21 protein-coding genes are annotated in these 24,731 nt (G+C 40.7%); 13 read left to right on the forward strand and 8 right to left on the reverse strand.

Annotated elements, in window-relative coordinates; genetic code table 11:
• Window positions 1–227 precede the first annotated feature (227 nt).
• Entirely contained in the window at window positions 228–1,604 is a 1,377-nt protein-coding gene (locus AC27JR_RS06910; RefSeq protein ID WP_487173156.1) for an NAD-dependent succinate-semialdehyde dehydrogenase, read from the reverse strand.
• Window positions 1,605–1,804: 200 nt separating this feature from the next.
• Between AC27JR_RS06910 and AC27JR_RS06915 the strand changes: the two genes are divergently transcribed.
• The 3 genes from AC27JR_RS06915 to AC27JR_RS06925 all read left to right on the forward strand — a co-directional run bounded on the left by AC27JR_RS06915 (window position 1,805) and on the right by AC27JR_RS06925 (window position 3,989).
• Window positions 1,805–2,839 carry an NAD(P)H-dependent flavin oxidoreductase gene (locus AC27JR_RS06915; RefSeq protein ID WP_487173157.1) on the forward strand — a complete coding sequence of 345 codons (1,035 nt, stop codon included), beginning with the start codon at window positions 1,805–1,807 and terminating at the stop codon, window positions 2,837–2,839.
• 6 nt (window positions 2,840–2,845) lie between these two features.
• Window positions 2,846–3,412, forward strand: coding sequence for a Crp/Fnr family transcriptional regulator (locus AC27JR_RS06920; protein ID WP_008111961.1), 567 nt, complete (start codon window positions 2,846–2,848; stop codon window positions 3,410–3,412).
• 61 nt (window positions 3,413–3,473) lie between these two features.
• Window positions 3,474–3,989: a YgjV family protein gene (locus AC27JR_RS06925; RefSeq protein ID WP_076919323.1), complete on the forward strand. Its 516-nt coding sequence runs from the start codon at window positions 3,474–3,476 to the stop codon at window positions 3,987–3,989.
• Window positions 3,990–3,993: 4 nt separating this feature from the next.
• Here AC27JR_RS06925 and AC27JR_RS06930 read toward each other — a convergent pair whose 3' ends face one another.
• Window positions 3,994–4,512, reverse strand: coding sequence for an NUDIX hydrolase (locus AC27JR_RS06930; RefSeq protein ID WP_008111964.1), 519 nt, complete (start codon window positions 4,510–4,512; stop codon window positions 3,994–3,996).
• A 226-nt stretch (window positions 4,513–4,738) separates the two neighbouring features.
• Between AC27JR_RS06930 and AC27JR_RS06935 the strand changes: the two genes are divergently transcribed.
• The 5 genes from AC27JR_RS06935 to AC27JR_RS06955 are packed head-to-tail and all read left to right on the forward strand — an operon-like array spanning window position 4,739 to window position 10,286.
• Window positions 4,739–6,079 carry a sigma-54-dependent transcriptional regulator gene (locus AC27JR_RS06935; RefSeq protein WP_008111967.1) on the forward strand — a complete coding sequence of 447 codons (1,341 nt, stop codon included), beginning with the start codon at window positions 4,739–4,741 and terminating at the stop codon, window positions 6,077–6,079.
• Window positions 6,080–6,118: 39 nt separating this feature from the next.
• Window positions 6,119–6,328 (forward strand): histidine kinase, encoded by a 210-nt coding sequence (locus AC27JR_RS06940; RefSeq protein WP_487173158.1) that lies wholly within the window; start codon window positions 6,119–6,121, stop codon window positions 6,326–6,328.
• Window positions 6,329–6,351: 23 nt separating this feature from the next.
• Window positions 6,352–7,836: a sensor histidine kinase gene (locus AC27JR_RS06945; protein ID WP_487173159.1), complete on the forward strand. Its 1,485-nt coding sequence runs from the start codon at window positions 6,352–6,354 to the stop codon at window positions 7,834–7,836.
• Between the two features lies 1 nt (window position 7,837).
• Window positions 7,838–8,299: a response regulator gene (locus tag AC27JR_RS06950; RefSeq protein ID WP_008111973.1), complete on the forward strand. Its 462-nt coding sequence runs from the start codon at window positions 7,838–7,840 to the stop codon at window positions 8,297–8,299.
• A 25-nt stretch (window positions 8,300–8,324) separates the two neighbouring features.
• A complete protein-coding gene (locus AC27JR_RS06955; RefSeq protein WP_487173160.1) occupies window positions 8,325–10,286 on the forward strand; it encodes a response regulator in 1,962 nt (653 codons plus the stop codon).
• A gap of 8 nt (window positions 10,287–10,294) precedes the next feature.
• On the opposite strand, the gene AC27JR_RS06960 is transcribed toward AC27JR_RS06955, so the two are convergent.
• Genes AC27JR_RS06960 through AC27JR_RS06970 form a run of 3 tightly spaced genes read right to left on the reverse strand, consistent with a single transcriptional unit; the run spans window position 10,295 to window position 13,995 of the window.
• Window positions 10,295–11,305 (reverse strand): LacI family DNA-binding transcriptional regulator, encoded by a 1,011-nt coding sequence (locus AC27JR_RS06960; protein WP_076919327.1) that lies wholly within the window; start codon window positions 11,303–11,305, stop codon window positions 10,295–10,297.
• A gap of 11 nt (window positions 11,306–11,316) precedes the next feature.
• Window positions 11,317–12,645, reverse strand: a complete 1,329-nt coding sequence (locus AC27JR_RS06965) for a glycoside-pentoside-hexuronide (GPH):cation symporter (protein ID WP_487173161.1) — start codon at window positions 12,643–12,645, stop codon at window positions 11,317–11,319.
• A 15-nt stretch (window positions 12,646–12,660) separates the two neighbouring features.
• Window positions 12,661–13,995, reverse strand: coding sequence for a GH1 family beta-glucosidase (locus AC27JR_RS06970; RefSeq protein WP_487173162.1), 1,335 nt, complete (start codon window positions 13,993–13,995; stop codon window positions 12,661–12,663).
• 248 nt (window positions 13,996–14,243) lie between these two features.
• Between AC27JR_RS06970 and AC27JR_RS06975 the strand changes: the two genes are divergently transcribed.
• The 3 genes from AC27JR_RS06975 to AC27JR_RS06985 all read left to right on the forward strand — a co-directional run bounded on the left by AC27JR_RS06975 (window position 14,244) and on the right by AC27JR_RS06985 (window position 18,899).
• A complete protein-coding gene (locus AC27JR_RS06975) occupies window positions 14,244–15,509 on the forward strand; it encodes a sugar MFS transporter (protein ID WP_008111979.1) in 1,266 nt (421 codons plus the stop codon).
• A 16-nt stretch (window positions 15,510–15,525) separates the two neighbouring features.
• On the forward strand, window positions 15,526–18,042 hold the full coding sequence (locus tag AC27JR_RS06980) for a glycoside hydrolase family 3 protein (RefSeq protein WP_487173163.1): 2,517 nt from the start codon (window positions 15,526–15,528) through the stop codon (window positions 18,040–18,042).
• 230 nt (window positions 18,043–18,272) lie between these two features.
• A complete protein-coding gene (locus AC27JR_RS06985) occupies window positions 18,273–18,899 on the forward strand; it encodes a fumarylacetoacetate hydrolase family protein (protein ID WP_487173164.1) in 627 nt (208 codons plus the stop codon).
• Here the strand turns inward: AC27JR_RS06985 and AC27JR_RS06990 are convergent.
• From AC27JR_RS06990 to AC27JR_RS07000, 3 genes are all read right to left on the reverse strand, one after another.
• A complete protein-coding gene (locus AC27JR_RS06990) occupies window positions 18,826–19,764 on the reverse strand; it encodes an ABC transporter substrate-binding protein (protein ID WP_131690581.1) in 939 nt (312 codons plus the stop codon). The genes AC27JR_RS06985 and AC27JR_RS06990 overlap by 74 nt on opposite strands.
• A 368-nt stretch (window positions 19,765–20,132) precedes the next feature.
• Window positions 20,133–21,185, reverse strand: a complete 1,053-nt coding sequence (locus tag AC27JR_RS06995) for an aldo/keto reductase (protein ID WP_487173165.1) — start codon at window positions 21,183–21,185, stop codon at window positions 20,133–20,135.
• Between the two features lie 12 nt (window positions 21,186–21,197).
• A complete protein-coding gene (locus AC27JR_RS07000; RefSeq protein WP_290169537.1) occupies window positions 21,198–21,629 on the reverse strand; it encodes an acyl-CoA thioesterase in 432 nt (143 codons plus the stop codon).
• Between the two features lie 399 nt (window positions 21,630–22,028).
• Here AC27JR_RS07000 and dinB point away from each other — a divergent pair, with 399 nt between their 5' ends.
• The gene (gene dinB / locus AC27JR_RS07005; protein ID WP_008111984.1) at window positions 22,029–23,084 is read left to right on the forward strand and encodes a DNA polymerase IV; all 1,056 of its coding nucleotides are present in this window, start codon (window positions 22,029–22,031) and stop codon (window positions 23,082–23,084) included.
• Between the two features lie 111 nt (window positions 23,085–23,195).
• Window positions 23,196–24,731 (forward strand): M17 family metallopeptidase, encoded by a 1,536-nt coding sequence (locus AC27JR_RS07010; protein ID WP_487173167.1) that lies wholly within the window; start codon window positions 23,196–23,198, stop codon window positions 24,729–24,731.

A 24,731-nucleotide genomic window follows, 5' to 3' on the forward strand; every position in this document is an offset into this window, starting at 1 on the left:
AGAGAAAGTTAATACATTACGATAGTGCTTTTAAGTTTGCAGCGTTTTATACAGCGAGCCATTCAGTTGAGTGTTAAAAATTCATCAGACAATAAAACACCGCGCTTGCTACAAGCGCGGTGTTTTATTTTACTAACCTGATACCTGATACCTGATACCTGATACCTGATACCTGATACCTGATACCTGATACCTGATACCTGATACCTGATACCTGATACCTGATACTAGCTGTGAATCATGATGCTTTTAACATTCACAAATTCGCGAATCCCAAAGCCGCCGTGCTCTCGGCCATAACCGCTGTCTTTAACACCACCAAATGGTAGGTTTGGTTGTGCCAAACCATAACCATTAATATTGATCATGCCGGTGTCAAAATACTTTTTGGCCAGTTCAATGGCTTTTTTCTCATCTTTTGAAAATATACCGCCGCCTAGTCCATAGCGCGAATCATTAGCGATACGCATAGCGTCGTCGTTATCTTTGGCTTTAATTAAAGATGCGACAGGACCAAATAGCTCATCGTCATAAGCAGGCATGCCCGGTGTAAGGTTTTCCAGCACGGTTGGTGGATAGTAATAACCCGTTTGTTGTGGTATTTCGCCGCCTACAATTACTTTTGCACCCGCATTGACAGAGTCTTGCACTTGCTGATGAATTTTGTCGCGTAAATCTTCGCGTGCCATAGGACCCAGTTCAGTATCTTCATCCATTGGGTCGCCCATTTTTATCGCCTTAAACTGCTGGCTTAGTGCTTCTTTAAAGTCATTGTAGAGTGAATCAACCACCACAAAGCGCTTGGCTGCAACACAGGTTTGGCCGTTGTTGATAATGCGTCCTTGTAAACATGCTTTAACTGCAAGGGCTAAATCAGCGTCGTCAAGTACAACAAAAGCATCGTTACTACCCAGCTCTAGCACGGTTTTTTTAACATGCTTAGCAGCTTGCTCTGCCACTTTTTTACCTGTGCCATCACTTCCAGTAAAGGTTACGCCACTAATCGCTGAGTGTGAAATAAGGGCGCTGGCAGTTTTACCATCAACCAGTAAGTTGCTAAAGCAGTGTTCAGGAAAGCCTGCTTGTAGAAATAATGTTTCAATTTTTTCAGCCATACCAAATACATTACCGGCGTGTTTTAATACCGTGGTATTACCCGCCATAATGTTTGCGGCACTGTATCTAATAACTTGATAAAGTGGGAAGTTCCATGGCTGAATACCCAGCAGCACACCGGTAGGGCGATAGCTTATGATTGCACGACCTCCTTGCATGTCGCGCTCCTCGTCGCTAAGCATATCGGCGCCATGCTCAGCGGTATAACGACAAATGTCAGCACAAAGCTGAACTTCTTGGAAGCCTTGCTCATAGACTTTACCCATTTCTTCGGTCATTAGTTTTGCTAAGGCTTCTTTTTGGCTTTCAAATAAAGAGGCTAATTTATTTAGATGTTGTGCGCGCTCGGTAAACGAGGTTAATCGCCATGTTAAGTATGTTTCATGAGATTTTTCGATCACTTGTTCTGCTTGAGCTTGAGAAAGCAGCGTATAGCTATTAATGACTTGCTCGGTTGCGGGATTGATCGTATCAACTGTGTTACTCATTTTACCTCCTAACAAATTATGTAATAGGGTAGGTGCAAAACCAAAGCCAGTTAGTTTTTGATATTAAAAAAGTTATAACTATCTGTTAGTAATAGTTTTTACATTAAATATGACTAAAATCTAGATGTTGTTTGCTTGCTGTTTTTGCTATGGTTCTGTAAATAGTGCAAGTTGTTGAAAAAGTTACAGGGAGAGTTCAAATGAAGCCACCATTGTTTAATACCGCTTTACCGATAATTCAGGCACCTATGGCCGGTGTTCAAAACGAGCAGCTTGCCCTTGCTGTAAGTGAGGCTGGAGGGTTAGGCTCTTTGCCTTGCGCTATGTTATCGCCAGCACAATTAGTTGAGCAGCTAGAAATACTTAGCCACAAAACAACGAAGCCGTTTAATCTTAACTTTTTTTGTCATACAGTTGCTGACTACACACCCGCGCAACAACAGTGCTGGCATGCATTACTTGCCGCTTACTTTACAGAGTATAAAATTGACCCGCAAAGCTTAACTTCAGGGGCTTCTCGTCAACCTATAAATCAATCGATTGTTGATATAATTGCACCTTATAAGCCAGCAGTTGTGAGTTTTCATTTTGGTTTACCTGAGCAAGCTATTGTGGCGCAAATAAAAAGCTGGGGTACTAAAGTAATTTCAACGGCCACTACCTTAGATGAAGCTATTTGGCTTAGTAAAAATGGTGTTGATGCCATAATTGCACAGGGTTTAGAAGCTGGGGGGCACCGAGGCCATTTTTTATCTATGGATTTAAGCTTGCAACAAAATACTGAGCAGTTAGTTAAACATTGTGTTGAGCATATATCACTGCCTATTATTGCTGCTGGTGGCATTGCTTCAGCCGATGATGTACAGCGGTTTAAAGTGTTAGGAGCCAGTGCAGTCCAAGTAGGGAGTGCTTATTTACTATGCAAGGAGGCAACAACATCGGCTTTGCATCAACAGGCTATTTTAGATCAGCAACAAGATGAGACCACACTGACCACATTGTTCTCTGGTAGGGCCGCTCGGGGTATTCAAAATCGAGTAATGCAAGAATTAGGTGCTATGCCAAATGGGGTTCCTGCGTTTCCACACGCCAGCAGTGCAATAACGGCATTAAGAAGTCGCGCTGAAAAAAGTGCTAAAAGTGATTTTTCGCCTTTGTGGTGTGGCCAAAAATATATTCCTAGGGTGGGTGTGTCAGCGGCTGATATTACGCATGCTTTAATGAAAAAATGGTAATTTTTAATGTCTGATAATCCACTTTTATCGCTTGGCGATAGTTATGAAGCGCTAGTAAACAAGTTTAAAGTGCAATTAGCTGGGAAGTATCCTCAGCAACGAATAGCGCCCAATACCGTATTAGTGCAACAAGGCGATGTACAAGGTTATGGGTATTTAATTGTTCAGGGGGTTTTAGGCGCTATTCATGACGATATAGACGGCGTACAAAAGTGTAAAGAGTTTTATTTTAAAGATGAATTTGCATTGCTGTTTGCCAATTGGATGACCTCAACGCCTGCGTTTTATCAATTAAAAGTGATTAACGAAGCAAGTGTAATTAAAGTACCACTAACACTATTTGAGCAAGCACAGTATCAACTGATTAAGCAGCAGCTTATTGCACAGCAACTTATTTTTAAAGAAGCTAAAGAGGCATTTTTATTACTAAATAGCCCCGAGCAGCGTTACTGTTATTTACTCAAACATAAACCCCATTGGTTGGCGCAGCTAAGCTTGAGCCAAGTGGCAATGTATATAGGTATTTCAGCTATTTCGTTATCACGAATTCGTAAGCGACTTAACTTAAGTTAAGTGCTGTTTTTATAAAGCACTATACACTCCCCATTTTTAAGCCTTAATGCCTTGGAGTGTTATGTTTATAATTGCCCAATCGTTGGTTGCAGTTGCCACTTTACTCGACTTAGCTTCATTTCAGTTTAAGTCCCGACGAATTATTTTAAGCTGTTTATTTACCTCAGTGTTATTAACCTCTGTACACTTTTTTATATTGAGTTATAACAGTGCCGGCTGCTTAATGTTTATTGCCGCGGTGCGTTATTTTTACTGTATTTACTTTAAGCATACTTGGGCTATGTTTGGGTTTATGACAGTAAGCTGCTTAGCCGTTTATTTTACTTGGCAAGATTGGTTTAGCGCCTTTGCATTGGTGGCGACATTAATACAAACCATTGCTTCATTTCAAAATCGAGACTTGCACTTAAGGTTATGTATGGTGGTGGGAACCTCTTTTTGGATAACACATAATATTTTTGCCGGCTCACCAGTGGCAATACTCATGGAAAGCCTGTTTTTAAGTAGTAATTTGCTAGGACTATACCGCTTTTATGTGGTTAAAAAAACGCTGAGCGAACCGCAAACGCAGCCCTAAACACTTAGGTAAAAAATTGTGCCGCAATGGCTTTTAGTAGGTAAGTTTCGCGAATAATCGATAGCCCTTGCTTGTCACTGTTTGCAAGTGTGCGTTCGTTATGGGCTATCGCCTGGAAAATATCAACCCATTTGGCCTGCATGCCATTTTGTTGTTCATAGTGTTCTAGCTGCGCTTGACCGAGTTGCTCATCAATTTGGCAGAGGTAGCAGTATGATTGTATATGAATAATATCAAAGTCATCTTTATACCAAGGACGGTATTCCTCATAAAGCCCAAACTCACTGCAGATTTTTATATTTTGTGCGCCAGTTTCTTCACTCAGTTCTCTGATCAATCCCTGCTCTATGCTTTCATGTGGGTCAATCCCACCGCCAGGTAAACTAAAGTCGTCGTAGCGCTGAGTATACATAAGTAAAATGTGTTGTTGCTTAAATGCAATTGCGCGAGCGGTTGGGCGAGAAAATTGACGACCTTGCTCAATATTGATTGAGGGGTGAATGTAGGTTTTTAATAAGCGCATAACAACTCCTGTAATAAAAATAAATTATATCAGTTGGTTGTATTAATTTCTTTAATAGGGATTTAATAAGCCGCATAAAATAGCGCTATTTCAGCGTCTATACAGCTATTTTTAATTAAACTGGCGGATTAAAAAATAAAGTAGCCGCGCTTTGTACCCTAATTATGTATATCTTTCATTTATATAAAAGGGTAAGTAGAATGGTAAAAAAGCACAGGGATTATTCATGTTAAATATACTTTTAGTCGATGACGACGTCGAATTCAGTGATGTTATTTGCCATATTGTTGAGTTTCTTGGCCACAACATTAATACAGCAACTAGTTTAAAAGAAGCGCACCAGTGGTTTGAAAATAATACTTTCGATCATGTGCTGCTTGATTTTATGCTGCCAGATGGCAGTGGCTTGCATTTATTAGATCATTTAAAAATGATTGGCCAATCGCCTAAAGTCACTCTTATTTCGGGGCACCCTTCAGTTAAAGGAATTTTAGCTGACATGTGTGAGCCTAATGTGTCGCATTTATTAAAGCCGCTGCAACGTGAAGATTTAGAATTAGTATTAAACGGCCCGAAAAAAACAGTTAAAAAGGCAAAAAGTGCCGCCATTACTCATCATTTTGATACGCTTATTGGCGAGTCTGCACCCATGCAACAGCTTTATACTATGATAGAGCGCGTAGCTAAAACCAATGCTAATGTCATGCTTATGGGTGAAAGCGGGGTAGGTAAAGAGGTGGTAGCGCAAGCCATTCATAATGCTAGTAAATGCGAAGGTCCACTGGTGGCGAGTAACTGTGGGGCACTCTCTAAAGAACTAATTGGCAGTGAATTATTTGGCCATGAAAAAGGCGCATTTACTGGTGCCATTGCCCGTAAAGACGGCGTGTTTGAACAAGCCGACGGTGGCACGTTATTTCTTGATGAAGTCACCGAAATGCCGATTGATATGCAGCCTAATTTACTGCGTGTACTCGAAACTAAAAAAGTAACCCGAGTTGGTGGAAATCGTGAGTTACCAGTAAATTGCCGTGTTATTTCAGCCACTAACCGCTCACTCACCGATTTAGCGCAGAACAATATATTACGTGAAGATATTTACTTTAGGCTCGCTGTTTTTCCTATTGATATACCGCCACTACGAGATCGAAAAGAAGATATTGCGTTACTTGCTAAATCGTTTTTAGGGCAGTTAAACGATGAAAACGGTACAGCGTTTGCTTGGGCTAATGAGCAGCTTAAAGAGCTAGAAACTTACGACTGGCCGGGCAACGTACGTGAACTTCGCCATGCCATTCACCGCGCTTTTATTATGAGCGACCCGCAAACCAGCACAATTAGTTTACCTGATAACTTAGAGTCGCCTTTTTCAAGGGTTAATACTCAACCTGAGGACAAGCAGGTATCAGCAGGGCAAACTATTGAAGAAGTTGAAAAAGAACTTATTCATGCCACGCTCGATAAAGTACAAGGGAATAAAACATTAGCAGCACAAATGCTGGGTATTAGCACTAAAACCTTATATAACCGTTTAAATGCTTATGGTGGTATTGGCGAGTATAAATAACCAGCATGTAAATTTAATCACAACAAAACGAGGACTTTAATGGCATCACCACAACAGGAAAAACCTTTGAATGAGCTGGTACACGACGCGCGTGCGCCGCTAAATCGTATTTCGATGAATGCCGAGCTGATTAAGCTAGTACTTGAAAACGATATGCCAAAAGATAAAGCGCTCGCCGCACTGGATAAAATAATTGCTAATTGCCAAGCGTGCAGTGACAGTTTGCAGCTTATTTCAGAGTCGAAGTAACCCTAAATAATTCAGGATGATAAATGATTAAACGCAAACAGCAAGGCAAAGCAAATGTAGTATGGGCGTTATTTATCTCTATAGTGTTGTGTATTATTGTTGGTAATGCTTTTTTAGCCATTAATACTATTCAAGGGTTATCGCGTACCCAGCAAAGTTTAGACAACACTAATATGTTAAGCACGGCGATAGAGCAGCTACACCTTTCGGTAGTGCAAGCCGAGTCGGGACAGCGAGGGTATCTATTAACCCAAGCCGATGACTATTTAGTGCCGTATTACGATGCCATCGCACAAATAGAGTCTCAAACTAATCATGTGAGCGACTTACACTCAGAAATTGATGGCCAAGCGCAGCGTATTGCACAGTTGTTACTATTGGTTGAAGCTAAAATAGTTGAGCTTAAAAAAACGGTTAAATTAGCATTAAATGATAAAGAGCAGCGCGCCTTACTAATACTTAATTCACATGAAGGACGCGACTTATATAGAGAAATTCGTGAGCGAGTTAATGATATTCAAGAGCGCGAACTACTGTTTAAAGTCAGTCACTTTTCGAAATTAGCGCAAATTAAAAAAGAAGCAAAGATCACTTTTGGTATTACTGCAGTTACCAGCGCATTATTGATTTCGGGTATGTTTTTATTGGCGAGGCTGAATTTAAAAAATGCGGCCGTGTATCGCGCAGAGCTGGAAATGCAAAATGAAACCTTAGCGAGTAAAGTAACTGAACGTACCCAAGAGCTTACCTTGTATTCTGATGAATTAAGTCGCAGTAACCGAGAGTTAGAAGAGTTTGCCTTTGTTGCCAGTCATGACTTGCAAGAGCCGCTAAGGAAAATTCAAGCATTTAGCGACCGGCTTGAGAGCATGTTTAAAGACGAGTTAGGCGAAAAAGGTACAGACTACATTGCCCGCATGAAAAATGCCGCGCAAAGAATGTCTAATTTAATTAATGATTTATTAGAGTTTTCTCGAGTAACCACCCGAGGTAAAGATTTTACCGATACCGATTTAAACAGCATTTTGAATGATATAAAAAGTGATTTAGAAATAGCGATTAATGAGTGTAATGCACAAATTGTCACGGCTAATATGCCCGTTATTCAGGCTGATCCGAGTCAAATGCATCAGCTGTTTTTAAACTTAATTTCAAATGCGGTGAAGTTTAGAGGGCCTAACGTAGACCCTGTTATTAATATTGACTTTGAACGAGTGAGCGAGTTTAGTGAAGATCATAACAGTGAAATAAGTTGGCATGTAATTACAGTCAGGGATAACGGTATCGGTTTCTCAGATGAGTATGCGGATAAAATATTTGTACCATTTCAGCGCTTACATGGTCGCTCACAATACAAAGGGACGGGTATAGGTTTGTCTGTTTGCCGTCGAATTGTAGAGCGTCACGGTGGCTCTATTGCCGCGATAAGTACCCTAGGTGAAGGGGCAACTTTCATCATTAAATTACCCGTGGATGCAGAGTTATTCACATTAAAAGGAGAGGCATAATATGCCATTAACAACCGTAAAACCGATTACCATTTTAATGGCAGATGATGATGAAGATGATCGTTTGTTAACCCAAGACGCGCTTGCAGAAAGTCGCGTTTTAAATGAATTACACTTTGTTGAAGACGGTGTAGAGCTTTTAGAGTACTTAGAGCGCAAAGGCAAGTTTGAAGATAAAAGCATCTCGCCAAGACCAGGCTTAATTTTACTTGATTTAAACATGCCGAGAATGGATGGCCGCGAAGCACTTCAAGCTATTAAAGCGCATCCTAATTTAAAAGGCATCCCAGTGGTAATTTTAACCACCTCTAAGCAAGAAGAAGACATGGTTAAAGGCTATAACCTAGGCGCTGCGTCTTACATAACTAAGCCTGTTACGTTTGATGGCTTAGTTGAGTTGATGAAAACACTGGGTAAATACTGGGTTGAGTTTGTAGAGCTACCAAGCACGTTTAACGATTAAGCATATTATTAAAACAGGAGAGGCTATGTTAGCAAAGGCAACGAAACTGCTATTGGTTGAAGACGATGAAGATGATTATATTTTAACTCGTGACTATTTAGAGCAGCTCAGTTCCCATGTGTTTGACATAGAGTGGATAACTTCTCCTGAGCAGGCGGTGGAAGTGTTGAGTAAAAATCAACATGATATTTGCTTGCTTGATTATCGCTTAGGGGCATCTGATGGCTTAAGTGTGCTAAAACAAGCGCTTAAAAATGGTTTCTGTGGGCCTATTATTATGCTTACTGGGCAATCTAACGATGCCCTCGATTCAGCTGCGCTTGATGCTGGAGCCGTTGATTACTTAGTTAAAAGTGAAATGAGTGGTAGCCGATTTGCCCGCTCTATTCGTTATGCATTAGCACGTCGAGATGTGGAAGATGAGCGAGTGGAGCGTTTAAAAGCGGAGGCTGAAAACCGCTCAAAAGATCGCTTTTTAGCACATTTAAGCCACGAATTGCGCACACCGCTATCTTCTATTTTAGGCTATACCGAGTTGTTGATGCTTAGTGACTTTAACAAGCAGGCTGAAAACGAGCTAGGTGTGATTTATCGTAATGGTAAACACTTATTAAGCTTACTAAATGACGTTTTGGACTTATCTAAAATTGCTGTTGATAAGCTTGAACTCAGTTTGTCAGAGGTTAATCTTGATAGCCTAATGGCCGACGTATTTACGTTAATGCGCGTATCAGCGCTGGATAAAGGTTTATCACTAAAATTTGAATCACTGGAGCCTTTGCCACTAGTCGTTCGTATCGATGCTACTCGGCTTAGACAAATTCTTATTAACCTGATTAATAATGCGATTAAATTTACCGAGCAAGGCGAAATTGTGGTTAACGCATGGACTGATATGGTCGCTGAGCGTGAAATGCTATTTTTTAGTATTAAAGACTCAGGCTTAGGTATTGCTCCAGAAAAACAAGCCCTCATCTTTAAGCCTTTTGAGCAGATAGCCGATGTAGAGTCACGCTCAGTAGGTGGTGCAGGTTTAGGTTTAGCTATTTGTTCTGAACTGCTTAGTCGTATGCAGGGGGATATTTCATTAGACTCTCATGTTGGTGAAGGCTCAACGTTTACCATTTCCTTATACCCTGGTGATATCAGACAGGTAGAGCGCAATTTATTAAAACTTGATTTAACCCCCAATATGCAGCAAAAAGTAGCCCCCTGCCAAGTGAGCGGCAAAGTGTTGGTGGTTGATGATTTACGCGATTTACGCGTGCTAGTTGGTCACTTAATTGGTTCGGCAGGCGCTGAAGTAGATTATGCTGATAATGGTAAGCAAGCACTCGACAAAGTAAAAAAACGACTAGCAGACGGGCACACTACCTACGATATTATTTTTTTAGATATCCATATGCCGGTAATGGGCGGAAAAGAAGCTGCTATTGAGCTTAGAAAGCTAGGATTTAAAGGCGCAATCATAGCCTTAACCGCAGCAACTATGAAAGGCATTCATAACGAACTCAATGCGTTAGGGTTTGACGATATGATTGCCAAACCTGTGGATTCCCACTTGCTCTATCAATGTTTAGAATTAAGGCTTGGACAAAAAGAACAACCGGTTTCGCCGGTTCAGCCAATACCCAAACCGAGTAACGACAAAAAGTGCTTTCTATTAGTAGAAGACGATGCCGATGCCGCGCAAATTACCCAGTTATTATTAGAAAGCTTGGATGTAGATACCGATATAGCAACAAGTGTTAAAGACTGTAAAGCAATGCTTGAACATAACAGTAATTACGATAAAGTATTGCTCGATATGCATTTGCCAGATGGAACTGGTTTAGAGCTAGCAGGGTTTATTAAACAGCATTACCCTGACATTGAGCGCGTCATTATTAGTGGTATGGAGCCCGACGCTGTGCATATCAGGCAACTAGAAATAGAGCAGGTATTGCTAAAACCAATAAATTTAGCATTACTCAACCAGCTTGTTTAACACCCCTATTAGCTTGATGTTAAAGGTTTAACCACAGATTGGCGTATAATTAACTCGGGCTCAAATAACGTTTGAATGGGGTGTACGCTTTTTTGATAAACATGGCTCAGTACCCACTGCGCTGCCACTTTACCCATCTCATCGATAGGATAGTTTATAGTGCTCAACGGAGGATAAACGTGACGGGTAAAAAACACGTTATCGTAGCCGATAATAGAAAGCTGCGAAGGCAGTTGTATACCATGCTCTCTGGCACTCACCATGGCACCGGTTGCCATTTCGTCATTGGCACATACTAAGGCGGTAAATGCGGGGTTATTTTTATAAAGTGTAGCGAAGCCTTCGTAGCCACTTTCTTCGACAAAGTCACCTTCAAATAAATTACTTTTATCAAATTCAATGGCGTATTCAGCAAGTGCTTGTTTATGTCCGTTTAAGCGCTCTTGAGCATCTTTTTTCCACAGTGGACCGCTAATATAGGCAATCTCTTTATGGCCCGACTCAAGAATGTATTTAGTGGCTAAATAGCCGCCTTTAGTATTATCAAGAATAATACAGCGATCGGCGAGCTCTTCAATGTAGCGGTTAAGCAAAACAAACGGAGTTTTGCCTTTACTTAACTTTATTAAGTATTCATCACTAATAGCTTCAACATGTAAAATAAGTGCGTCGCAATTGCGGCTAATTAAAAATTCGATGCCTTGTTGCTCTCGCTCTGCGTCACTGTGTCCTGCAGTAATAATAACGTGTTTACCTTGGTTTCTTAAGGTGTTCTCTATACCGCTCATCATCGGCCCATAAAATGGACCTTTAAGCTCTGAAACTAACAAGCCCGCGCTATTAGAACAATTAGAAGCCAGTGATTGCGCAATAGAATTAGGACGGTAGCCTAGCTCTTCCATGGCTAAGGTAACCTTTTTTCTGGTTGCATCACTTACGTTTGCATTGTTGTTCATTACTCTTGAAACAGTGGCAAGTGACACCCCTGCAAGCTTTGACACTTCATAAATGGTGGCCATACTATTCCTTGCTACAAATTGCTTTTTTGTGTTAAATCGGCAGTGATTTTTTTAATGGTTTTATTATCTAGGCTGTATTTACTCATTATTAAAGCCACAAGTACACTGCCAATCGCAGGGTAGAGTGTGAATGAGGTTAAAATACCGTTTTTAGTTGCCTCGCTTAATTCGACATTGGCTTGATATTGATAATAAGCAAGTAACCAACCGGCAATCGCTCCGCCTAATGCAAGCCCCAATTTAATAAAAAATACGATGCTTGCGTAAACTAAACCGGTGAGTCGACGGCCATTCTGCCAGACTCCGTAATCAATAGCATCAGCCATTTTTGCCCATAATAAAGGCGTTGCCATTTGAGTGAAAAAACACCATAAAAAATACACTAAAAAAGCCAGTAAAACGTGTTCATTAGGGACAAAAAAAGCAAGGCAGCTCAATATGGCGGAAATATATTGCAGATAAACATAAGCCGCTTTTTTATCAAAGCGTTTACTTAAAGGTTGTGCGCAAGCGCAGCCTAAAATATTACCAATCATACCTAAGGTTACAAATTCGGTGATTAAATCTTCTTTGCCAAGCACATACTTTACATAGTAAATAGCTAATGTCGTGCGCAGCACCATACTTGTCAATAATACCAGTGCAGCCATACATAAGATTTTAAACGGCTGATTTTGCCATAAAACGTGGAGTTGTGTTTTTAAAGATAATTTATGCGGCGGATTGATCACCCGCTCTTTGGTGTAACGAAAACAAATTAGAAATAACACCACGCCTAGGCAGCTCATAACCAGCATGGTGAGTTGATAGCCCAATTCGTTATTACCATCGCCAAACCATTTCACTAAAGGCAAGGTGCAGCTAGTAACCAATAAACCTCCCAGCATGCCAAATACAAACCGGTATGACTGAATGGAAACGCGTTCGTTAGGATTTCGACTTAATACACCGCCAAGTGCCGAATAAGGAATATTAATTGCGGTATAAACCAACATTAGTAGGGTGTAGGTAACGAACGCGTAAATAATTTTGCTGCCGTCATCAAGCGCAGGAGTAGTAAAGGTGATCACGCTGATAACAGCAAAAGGAATAGCAAGCCAAAGTAGGTAGGGTCGGTAGCTGCCGTATTTAGTATGAGTGGCATCAGTGAGAGCGCCCATTATTGGATCTGTTACTGCATCTATAACTCTGACTACCAAAAAAAGGGTACCAACAACCGCAGGCGAAATACCAAATATATCAGTGTAGAAAAAAGTTAAAAACAGCATCACGGTTTGAAAAATAATATTACTGGCCGTGTCACCTAGGCCATAAGCTATTTTTTCTTTTTTACTCAGCATAAAAGCCACTCGTTATTATTTTTGGCGCTGTTTAAGAAAATCACGATACGCAATTGCGCTTTGTTTTAATGTACGTTGTTGAGTTTGGTAATCAACATAGACTAGCCCAAAGCGCTTTTCATAACCATAGGCCCATTCAAAATTATCCATTAAGCTCCATGCAAAGTAGCCTTGCACATTCACGCCTTGCTCAACTGCATTATGAACGGCATTAATGTGGCTATGGTAGTAATCGATACGTTGTATGTCATCTATTTTACCGTCTATTAATACATCGGCCATCGCTGCGCCGTTCTCTGTTATATATACTTTAGGTAAAGTGTAACGATCATTTAATGAAAGTAGTAATTCACACAATCCCTGTGGGTAAACTTCCCAGCCCATATCGGTGGTGGCAACATTCTTTAGAGGAACTTCGCTAAACCAATGATCTGGCGTATTTTTGTAATGAATACGAGTATAGTAATTAACCCCTAAAAAATCGATTTTTTGACTAATAATTGCCATATCTTCGTCGCCAATATGGGGTTTTACATCACTGGTAAGCTGATTAATTATCTTAGGGTAGCAGCCCTCTAATATAGCCTTAATATACCACTGGTTATGGTAATCATCGGCAAGCTCAGCAGCGCGTTTATCATTTATGGTGAGTGGGTAGGCAGGGCTAAAATTAAGCACTATACCGGCTTCTATCGTAGGGCAATTTTTGCGTATCACTTGCATCGCGAGTCCATGGGCAAGCAGCAGATGGTGCGCCGCTTGGCGTCCTGCTTTTTGACTTTTTATGCCTGGTGCGTGTACTCCAATCTCATAGCCTAAGTAGGCACTACAAAAAGGTTCGTTTAAGGTCGCATAAGAATCAACTAAGCCCTCTAGTTGCTGAGTGACTATATGAGTGTAATGAGCAAATTGGTAAGCTGTATCGCGGTTGAGCCAGCCACCACTGTCTTCTAAATGTTGTGGCAAGTCCCAATGATATAAAGTGACATAGGTTTTAATATTGCGCGCTTTTAGAGCTTGCAGTAGCGATTTGTAAAACGCCATACCTTGAATATTCAAGCTGCCATCTTGGTGTAAAACGCGCGGCCAAGAAATTGAAAGTCGATAAGCGTCTACAGCTAAATCAGCAATCATTTTTACATCTTGTTGCCAATATTCTATGTGTTCACACGCTTGGTTGCCGTTACTATTATCAGCAATGGTATTTGGCTGGTTACAAAAAGTATCCCAAATACAAGGAAGACGCGTATCGTAACTTCCCTCTATTTGAAAGGAGGCCGTGGCAACCCCAAAAATAAAGGGTGATTTTAAAAGGGCTGACGTGCCTGGCAACGAAATGGTTTTAAACACAATGAGATACGTCCTTACATTTGCAGTAATAATAAACTTAAAGTAATTAGCTAAGCAAAAATAATTGCCCAACATTGCGTGTAAGCGCTTACAATAATTTTGTAAATAAATTGATAATTTTTATTTGTATGTTATAAATGTAAGCGCTTACATTTGGTGTTGCAACTATTATCTGCATTTTAAGTTTTACTAAACGCAATAAAATAGAGGTAACAATCTGATAGTTATAAATAATTAGAGATTATACTATGGCACATATCACACAGCCACTATCGGCAACGGAAAACAGCCAAAAACCAGGGTCCACACACACCTTTGCGTTAACATCGCTTACGACCTTGTTTTTTATGTGGGGTTTTCTTACTTGCTTGAACGATATTTTAATTCCGTATTTAAAGGGGATGTTCTCCCTTAACTACACCCAAGCAATGTTGGTGCAATTTTGTTTTTTTGGTGCCTACTTTGTTATGTCAATCCCTGCGGGGAAACTGGTCAGTAAAATAGGTTATCAATTTGGTATTGTTGTCGGTTTAGTTGTCGCAGCAATTGGTTGTGCATTATTTTACCCTGCTGCAGAAGCCCATGTATACGAGCTATTTTTATTAGCTTTGTTTGTTCTTGCTTCAGGGATCACCATTTTACAAGTTTCTGCTAACCCATATGTAAGTGTACTAGGGCCTGCAAAAACAGCCTCTTCGCGCTTAACCATGACCCAAGCCTTTAACTCTTTAGGCACAACGGTTGCGCCTTTATTTGGTAGTTGGTTGATTTTGTCTGAAATTAGCCAAGCAACAGCCGAACAAGTTAAATTTCCTTATTTAATGCTCAGTGCAAGCCTATTAGCATTAGCGATTATTTTTGCTTTTTTAAAGTTACCTAAACTAGGTAAAGCGATTGACAGTGAAGCTGAAAACCAAGGTGACACTGAGTTTGTTGATTTAGGCAGCGTATGGAAATATCGTCACCTTATTTTAGGCGCGATTGGTATTTTTGTTTATGTAGGGGCTGAAGTGGCCATAGGCAGTTTTTTAGTCGGCTTTTTAACCTTAGATCATATTGCAGGCTTACCAGAGCAGCAAGCAGCACATTACATCAGTTATTATTTTGCAGGTGCAATGATAGGGCGCTTTGCTGGCGCCGCGATTATGCAAAAATTAAATGCAGCCAAAGTATTAGCTTGTCACGGTATTTTAGCAGGCTTACTTGTGTTAATTGCTATGACGGGTCAAGGGTCACTGGCTATGTGGGCTATTTTATTAGTTGGATTATGTAACTCTATTATGTTTCCTACTATTTTTAGTTTAGCACTGCAGGGGCTTGGTAAATACACCTCGCAGGGTTCGGGTATTTTATGTTTAGCGATTGTTGGCGGTGCCATTATTCCGTTATTACAAGGTATGCTAGCTGATAACATCGGTGTGCAATTAGCTCTTATTTTGCCCATTGGTTGCTATTTATATATTACTTATTTCGCGCTGTTTGGTGCAAAAAAAACAACGTCAACTCCTCTTTGAGTTTTAGGTGAATGCTATGATTATTAAACGCACTTTTTCAATTACTGCGCTGATGCTAGCAGCAATAACCAGCAGCGGTTGCTCGCAACCCTCTGATAGTGTCAGTGATACAACAAACCAAAAAGAAATTTGGCCAACAATTACAACGGGGATTAAAAGCGATGCTCAAATGGAGCAAAAAATCGCTGATATGCTCAGTACTATGACGCTAGAGCAGAAAATAGCGCAAATGATTCAACCTGAAATTCGTAACATCACGGTTGAAGATATGCGTAAGTATGGCTTTGGCTCTTACTTAAATGGCGGCGGTTCGTTTCCAAACAATAATAAGCATGCTACGCCTGAAGATTGGGTTGATTTGGCAGAAAAAATGTACCAAGCATCTATTGATGACTCTCTAGATGGCAGTACCATTCCTACAATGTGGGGCACCGATGCGGTACATGGACACAACAATGTTATTGGCGCGACTTTATTTCCGCATAATATTGGTTTAGGTGCTGCAAATAATCCTGCACTTATTGAAAAAATAGCCGCTGCTACCGCGCGAGAAGTGATGGTTACTGGTATTGATTGGGTATTTGCCCCTACTGTTGCTGTGGTGCGTGATGACCGTTGGGGTCGCACTTACGAAGGGTACTCTGAGGACCCTGAAATTGTGAAAGCGTATTCTGCCTCTATTGTTAAAGGGTTACAAGGCGCTGTAGATGGCGACTTTTTGTCAGACACGCGAGTAGTGAGTACCGTTAAGCACTTTTTAGGTGATGGTGGTACTGTAAACGGCGACGATCAAGGTAATAACATCGCTTCTGAAGAAGAGTTATTTGCACTTCATGCCCAAGGCTATGTAGGTGGTTTGAGTGCCGGTGCGCAAACGGTTATGGCTTCGTTTAACAGTTGGCATGGCGATAAAATACACGGTAACAAATACTTATTAACCGATGTATTAAAAGAAAAAATGGGCTTTGATGGCTTTGTTGTTGGCGATTGGAATGGTCATGGACAAGTTAAAGGCTGCTCAAATAGCAACTGTGCTCAAGCTGCAAACGCAGGTTTAGATGTATACATGGCACCAGATGAGTGGAAACCATTGTTTGGCAATTTAATTAGCCAAGTTAACAGCGGTGAGATCCCACTAAGCAGAATTAACGACGCGGTAACGCGTATCCTACGCGTTAAAATGCGCGCGGGTTTATTCGATAAACCAAGCCCTGCGAAGCGTCCTCTTTCTGGTAAAACTGAAATTATTGGTAGTCACGATCACCGTGCTGTGGCCAAACAAGCAGTACGTGAATCTTTAGTGTTACTTAAAAATAAGCAGCAGTTATTACCATTATCGCCCAAGGCAAACGTATTAGTAGCAGGAATAGGTGCTGATAATATCGGCATGCAGTCAGGTGGCTGGAGTGTTACGTGGCAAGGTACAGGCAATACCAACAATGACTTCCCAGGCGGCACTTCAATTTATGCAGGTATTAAAAACACGCTCGAGCAAGCTGGTGGTAGTGTTGCACTGAGTGTTGATGGAGAGTATAAAACGCGCCCAGATGTAGCCATTGTTGTATTTGGCGAGCAACCTTATGCAGAGGGCAATGGGGATGTTGATAACCTTGAGTACCAGCGCGGTAATAAAAGTGATTTAGCCTTACTGCGAAAGTTTAAAAATGCGGGAATTCCAGTTGTATCATTATTTATAAGCGGTCGCCCAATGTGGGTTAATGCTGAGCTGAATGCCAGTGATGCGTTTGTTGCTATTTGGCTTCCAGGCAGTGAAGGTGATGCAATTAGTGATGTATTGTTTAAAAATGCAGACGGTTCAATTAACCACGACTTTAAGGGAAAGTTATCGTTTTCATGGCCGAATAACCCAATCGACAATGAAAACCGCAACGATGAAGGTTACAGCCCATTACTCCCTTATGGTTTTGGCTTAACCTACGGTGATAGCAATGTACTTAAAGATGACTTGGTAGAGCAAACTCAACAGACTGAACAATTGGACGACTTAGTGTTGTTTGAACGTGCTATAAAAGCACCATGGTCGTTGGTATTAAAAAGTGGCGAGCAACAAAAAACGGTGGCAAGTAGCCGTGAGTCATTAGGCGCTGTGAGCATTCAAACATTTGACAAAGATGTGCAAGAAGATGCGCGAGCTATCCGTTTTAATGGTCAAGCGCTGGCTGGGGTTAATTTAGCCGCGGCATTCCCATCTGACTTACGCTCATACGTTGAGAGTAATGGCCAGCTGCAAATGCAAATTAAAGTAGACAAAGCGGCATCAAGCCCGCTGTGGGTTGCTATGGGTTGTGGTGAAAACTGCCAGGGTAAGTTTGATATTACCGATAACCTTGAGCAATCAGGTCAATGGCAAACATTAAACATCAACTTAAGTTGTTTTGCAGAGCAGGGTGTTGACTTGGCACAAGTATTTTCGCCTTGGCAGTTAAGCACGCAAGGTGATTGGCATGTATCTATAGCTAAACTAGCTATTACAACAAATGCTGCCGAGCAAGGTAGTATTACTTGTAAGTAGTCAATAATCTATTATAAGCAGGTACAGAGAGTACCTGCTTATAATTTTAAACATGTAGTACAAAAACCTGCCAAATTAGTCCCTCCTTACTTTTATTCCATTCTATGTGATTGATTATATTCAGCTCAGTAGTTGTCACAAAAATATGATAAAACTGCATTCGCTTTTACGTTAATAATTTGAGAGTATGCCAAAATATTAAATGCGTTATGTAATTAACAGGTGAGAGAATGAATCAAATAAAGCTCGCTTCTCAGCGTTTACAACCTTCAAAAATAGTTTGTGTGGGGCGCAATTACAGTGCACATATTGCTGAGCTAAACAATGAACACCCTGAGCAAATGGTGATTTTTAATAAGCCTAATAGCGCGATCACCGATACCTTACTTACTACTCATAACGGGGATACGTTACATTATGAAACTGAATTATGTTTTGTGATTAAAAATAAGCAGCTTGCAGGAGTAGGGATTGGGCTCGATTTGACTAAGCGAGCTTTGCAAAGCAGTTTAAAAGAAAAGGGCTTGCCGTGGGAGCGAGCTAAAGCATTTGATGGCTCAGTATTATTTAGTGATTTTATTGAGTTAACGCCAGAAATGTCATCATTTATATTTGAATTGCATATTGATGGTAAAGCAGTTCAGCATGGTGATACCCAGCTAATGTTGCACCAACCTGCGCAAATACTGGCTGAAGTAAGTGAGTTTATGGGTTTAGAAGAAGGCGATATTATTATGACCGGCACCCCTGCTGGCGTAGGAATGGTGAGCGCGGGTCGAGAGTTTAAAGTTGCTCTTTATTCTGACTCTGGTCAGCGGTGCTTATTGGAGCATCATTGGTCTGTGAGTCAACGTTAATTATGTATTGATAGTATTGTTTATCAAAATTATCAATATGTTCACTTAACCAATACCGCTGGCTTAGCTGATGCTCAGCTGATTCTAGTATGGTACTTTCTAATGCGGCATTAATCTTCTTAATTGCCTGATTAGCAAAATTATTGGGCGCATTAGTCGAACAGCCTATAGCGCCTTTAATTAACGAATTCGTATTTTGAGCTATAGGTATGCTAACGATTTTTATGGGGTGTTGTTGCTGGTTAAAGTAACTAGCCATAAAAGGGTAGTCGAGCGAGTAATCTAAAAAACCATGTCTTAATCTATCGATCACAACGCCACTTTCATTGTCACTACTTAAGCTTAAAGAGACGTTATGGTGGCTCAAAGCGTTTTCAATAATCATATTTATGTGTGGCGAAAACCGTCGCGCTGCGGCTTGTCCATAGGTAAAGTTTTCATCGCTAAGCAAGCTAATTAAATTTATAGGATTACCATGTGTTTTGGTAAGTGTTCGTGCTTTTTGGTTAGTGGTAATAATACTAAACTCTGGGTAGATGGAGGTAGGGCGTGAGTAAGTATAGACTTGGTTGGCGTTTTTTTTGTGAATTACGCATGGGAAGCAGACATTTTTGCCTTCTCTGATATATTTATTAATTCGTTTTTGTGGCACAACTAACCGAGTATGTTTTACATCCTTAATACTGCTAATGAGTTGCTCAGTTAAATTGTCACACAAACCCGTTTGAGCACTTTCTGAGTTTAAGTGAAAAGGCGGAGTGTTGCTCTGTAGCCACAAAATTTCAGTGAGCTGATTTTTAGATTGGCTAATACTGTTATTCGAGAATATTAAAAAAAGCAGGCAGAAATAACGAGCTGTATGCATAAAAAAGGCTGATAATTCTTTATTAAATGGCTGTTTGTTATTATACCTGAATGTCCAAAAAATAAACATAAAGAACAGCAAAGAATCAATTTCATTGAAGCCTAGTTATACCAATAAGCAATAATACTTAATCATTTTACGGGGCTAAACGTGTCACTACCTGCGTTAAAAATTCTCATTTAGAACAACTAAATAGCAATTTTTTGCCTAGCTATCAACACGTTTTTCCAGCCTCAAAATAGACCACTTAATTAAGCGAATTGGTATTATTCTTTGCTGTTTTTGATTACCTGCGAGGTTACAAACCTCGCGCCGTGATTAAATCGCCCTATGTAGAACAAGTTTTAATCTGCAAAGGTCAACAGACCCTAGTATGGCATTGGGTTATTTCTGAATATGGTATCAATCGCTGATAACACATCATCGTTAAGGGTCAGCTCAAACGCATCAATGTCTTCTTTTAACTGCGCCATAGAAGTTGCACCAATAATTGATGAGGTAACGCCATCAACTTGATTACACCATGCTAGTGCTAATTGTGCCGGTGTTATGTTGTGCTCATAGGCAAGTTCAACATACTCCTTAGTGGCTTGTTGTGATTGTGGTGTATCTCGAAAAATACCGTTGCGCTGCATAAATGTCCAACGAGAGCCTTCAGGGCGCGCTCCATTGAGGTACTTACCAGTTAATAGCCCAGCCGCCAGAGGCGACCAAGGTAAGTAAGCAATATCTTCATGCACACATTGCTCTATTAAATAAGGCCAATCTTTCGCATGCGCTAAACTAAACTCATTTTGAATAGACACCATTTTTGGCAAGTTGTGCTCTTTAGCTAAATTTAAAAATTGGCTAATTCCCCATGGTGTATCATCAGAAAGCCCACAATGCTTAATTTTACCTGCTTTAACACACGCATCTAAACCCTCTAAAATATCCAGCATATCTGCGGTGTGTTGTTTTGCATCGACATCAGTAAATTTAAGCATGCCTGGCCATTGCCTTGCAAAATGTGGGGTGCGGCGGTTTGGCCAATGTAATTGGTATAAGTCAATATAGTCGGTTTGTAAGCGCTTTAGAGACTGATCAACGGCGTCAATAACAGCTTGGCGAGTAATATCACCGCCATCACGGATCCATGAAAGTCCATTACCGGCAATTTTAGTTGCAATAACAATGTCTTTGCGTTTTTGTGGATTACGTGCGACCCAATCCCCTATAATTTCCTCTGTTTTACCATAGGTGTCGGGCGTGGGCGGTACCGCGTACATTTCTGCCGTATCAATAAAGTTAACACCACGTTCAAGGGCATAGGCTATTTGCTCATCTGCATCGCGCTGGGTATTTTGTACTCCCCAAGTCATACTACCTAAACAGACTCTCGAAACACTAACATCACTACTGCCTAATTGACTATATTGCATTACTAATCCTAATTATTTGTTTTCTGAGTTTGCTTTTAAAGCCGATAACAAAGGTTCTGTGATCGTCGCTTTTTGCCCTGTTTTAAAGTCAAACATCACCACTTTCGACATGCCGGTGGTGGTTATTGCATTTTGCGCATGACTAAATACACTGTAATTCATTACAAACCGGTCAGATTTTATATCACTAATAGTAATACCTACGCTTAATGTGTCAGGAAACGTCACAGGGCGTTTGTAACGAATATTATTTTCACTGATCACAGGGCCTGTGGCTTTAGCATTGATAGTATCAAATAAATTTAATTTATTTAAAAAATCGATTCTGGCTATTTCAAAATAACGAAGGTAAACACAGTTATTAACATGCTGTAGGGCATCCATATCGCCCCACGCTACAGTAATATCGGTATGAATAGGATGTTGTTGTTTAAACGTTTCCATGTATTTATAGCTCTTAGTTTTAAAGTATTTAGATTAGCAACATGGTCGGATGAGCTCAAGGGAATTATAGCGGGCAAAAAATTCGAGAGTTAAAATTGTACCTCTTTGAATTCATGACTATAGTAACTATTAACACACAAGGAGAGAACTATGCAGAATATAATTAATTGGTTATTGGCATGCACTGTTTTTATAGCTTCGTTCACTTGTTACGCTATGGGTAATAAGGCAGGAGCAATTATTTTGATTTTATTAGGCTTCTGTTTAGAAGTACTATTTTGGATGTATTGTTTTAATAAGCCCAAAAAAAATAGGCGCTCTTTTTAGGTAACAACATGCTTGCTAATTAATAGCGATTCCACAATAATGGCTGTATAAATAAACAGTTGTTATTGTGTGATGAAAAAGTTTATTCATATAGACATGGACTGCTTCTATGCAGCCGTTGAAATGCGCGACAACCCTAAGCTTGCAAGCGTACCGCTGGCAATTGGCGGTAATAGCCGCCGTGGAGTGCTCTCTACCGCTAATTATATTGCCAGAGAATATGGTGTGCGTTCTGCTATGTCTAACTATCATGCCAAACAGCTTTGCCCCGATTTAGTTATTGTGCCCGGAAGAATGGCGGTTTATAAACAAGTATCAACTCAAATCCGCGCTATATTTAACCGCTATACTGACCTTGTTGAACCTCTTTCACTTGATGAAGCATACCTAGATGTGACCGACAGTACTGCATTTAAAGGCAGTGCAACGTTAATTGCTGAGCAGATCCGCACCGATATTTTTAATACCACAGGGCTGACCGCCTCTGCGGGGATTGCGCCAATTAAATTTATAGCCAAAATTGCTAGTGATGAAAATAAGCCCAATGGCCAATTTGTGGTATTGCCTGAACAGGTTGACTTGTTTTTAGCCCAATTACCACTAGGTAAAATTCCAGGCGTGGGTAAAGTAACCTTGGAGAAGCTTAATTTAAAAGGATTATACACGGGCCAAGATGTCCGAGAAAAAGGCGCTAATTGGATGCAGCAACATGTGGGGAATTTTGGTGTATCGTTATATCAAAAATGTATGGGGGATCATATAGGGCGGGTTTCAACTGAGCGGGTTCGTAAGTCATTGAGCGTGGAGCATACTTATGAATACAACAAAAACAGCCTTGATGAGTGCCTTGAACAATTACCGCAACTGTTAGATGAGCTCACTGTTAGGCTAAATAAGCAGCAGTTGCAAAATAAAATTAATAAGTTAAGTGTTAAAGTTAAATTTGCTAATTTTGTTGTGACCTCAGCAGATCAAGCGAATCATCAATTAAACACCGCTATTTTTAAAGAGTTACTCGCCAAAGCTTATCAACGTGGATTACAGCAACCCGTGCGCTTATTAGGAATTGGCGTTGGTATTAAAAATCAACCAGAGCATAATTTACAGCTCAGTATTCTTGATGTGTAAAACTTGTAACACCAAGTTGCCAGTAAATATGCAGAATATCGCAGTTCACTGGTTATAAATTGCTAAATAAATAATAATAGGGACTACGTTTTCTAACAGGATCTTTTTTTTATGGCATATCCAAAAGCAGTGCTGGCTCAGCCAGTAAGTGCAAGCCTAGATTGTACATCATACGATGCACTTATTATTATCAGTGATGACTTTTCTCATTTACCAAATACGCCTCTGCGTGATGCAATTTTAAATCAAGCCCAAGTAGACTCACGTATAGGCAATCAAGTTACCTTATTAGTTATTGCCGGTAAACGTGTGGTATTAGCACCAACTGGCCCTTTAAATAGAGACTATGACGATGTACGTCGTTATTTTGATGCGGCTAAATTAGCCATCAATGAAGCAAAAGCGTCAGGCAGTGTAAGCCCCGCGATTTACTTACCCGCTTTAAATATCGATAGTCGTTATCAACATGCTCTAGAAGTGGCCTATTTAGGCGCATGCCAAGCATTATGGCAGCCTTTGGAAGCGCGTGAATTTCATGGTCAAGGTATTGAACCCATTACTCAAATCGGTTTAATTGATGCCAATGAACAAACGATTAAAGCAGTCAATGCGTTAGCCGCTGGTCAATATGCTGCACGTGATTTATGTGGTACTGAGCCTGAGCGTATGGCACCACCACGCTTTGCTGATTACTGTAGTGAGCTATTTAACAATAGCGCAGTGAGCGTTGATGTAATTGACGATTTAGCTGCTATTGATAAGCACTATCCGATGCTAAGCACTGTTGCTCGTGCGTCTTATGCGGTAGAGCGTCATCACCCTCGTGTAGTTAAACTTGAATATGTACCAGAGGGCGAAGTAACGCGCACACTGATGTTTGTTGGTAAAGGCTTAGTCTATGACACTGGTGGTGCAGATTTGAAAGTGGGCGGCTATATGGCGGGCATGAGCCGTGATAAAGGCGGTGCGGCTTCTGTTGCTGGATTTATGAAAGCAGTTGCTGATTACCAGCCTAAAGGCGTCAAAGTGATTGCCTTTTTAGCGGTGGTACGTAACTCAATTGGTTCAGATTGTTTTGTTCCTGATGAAATCATTACCAGCCGTGAAGGTGTACGAGTGCGCATTGGTAACACTGATGCCGAAGGGCGTCTAGCGATGGGGGATTTACTTAGCGAAATGAAAGATTTGGCTAAAAACGAAATAAACCCAACGCTGTTTACTGTGGCTACTTTAACAGGGCATGCTGCACGCGCGATGGGGCCATATGGTGCTTATGTAGAAAATGGGCCAGCACGTAGTGCTAATATTTCACGTCAATTAGCTGATTGTGGTGATTTATGGGCTGACGGTGCAGAAGTATCCCGTTCACGTCGTGAAGATTATGACTTTATAAAGCCACGTACTTTAGCCGATGACGTACTCTCTAGTAATAATGCAGCTTCTGCTGTTACAGCACGCGGACACCAATTTCCTATGGCATTTTTAGCTGTTGTAGGCGGGTTAGATAAGCATGGTAATGAGTCTACTTTACCACTTCCTTATGTGCATATGGATATTGCCGGTAGTGGCGTTGAAGGCGGTGACTGGCAACATGGCAAACCAACGGCAGCATCAGTAAGCAGTTTATTTGCCCACTACTGTTTATAA

The organism is Pseudoalteromonas sp. NH0006-26 (assembly GCF_057552415.1).